This window comes from Cognatazoarcus halotolerans, assembly GCF_009800965.1.
GTDB lineage: Bacteria > Pseudomonadota > Gammaproteobacteria > Burkholderiales > Rhodocyclaceae > Cognatazoarcus > Cognatazoarcus halotolerans.
Window position 1 is genome coordinate 1 of sequence record NZ_WUAF01000066.1, and the last position, 429, is coordinate 429.

1 protein-coding gene is annotated in these 429 nt (G+C 66.9%); it reads right to left on the reverse strand.

Going from position 1 to position 429, the window contains the following annotated elements; translation table 11 throughout:
* Positions 1-397, reverse strand: a 397-nt coding sequence (locus GQB03_RS22680) for a 2-oxoacid:acceptor oxidoreductase family protein (protein ID WP_235027189.1), incomplete at its 3' end; no start/stop codon positions are given.
* Between the last annotated feature and the right edge of the window lie 32 nt (positions 398-429).

Genomic DNA, 429 nt, shown 5'->3' on the forward strand with positions numbered 1-429 from the left:
GATCGGTCGCGTTGAGGATGTCGAAGCCCAGGTACAGGTCCGAGCGCCCGTCGGAGATCTTGTTCGAGCCGTCGAACGGCGCGTGGGTGATCTTGATGTCCGAGATCACCGCGCCGCCCTTCTGGGCGAGACCGGTCTGGTCGAGGCCGATCACGTGCTTGCCCTCGAGCCGCGCGGCGTTGGCGATGGTCGCCACCACCGTCACCGAGCCGGTGCCGCCGATGCCCATCACGTGGATGCCGAAGCCGAAGCTCGCATCCACCTTGGACTGCGGCTCGGGCAACGCGCGCTCGAGCGCCGGGATGCGGCCCTTCTTCTTTTTCTTCTTGCCCGCCTCCGCCGAGGCCGGCGCCGGGTTCGGGGTGATGGTCAGGAAGGACGGGCAGAAGCCCTTCACGCAGGAGTAGTCCTTGTTGCACGAGGACTCGT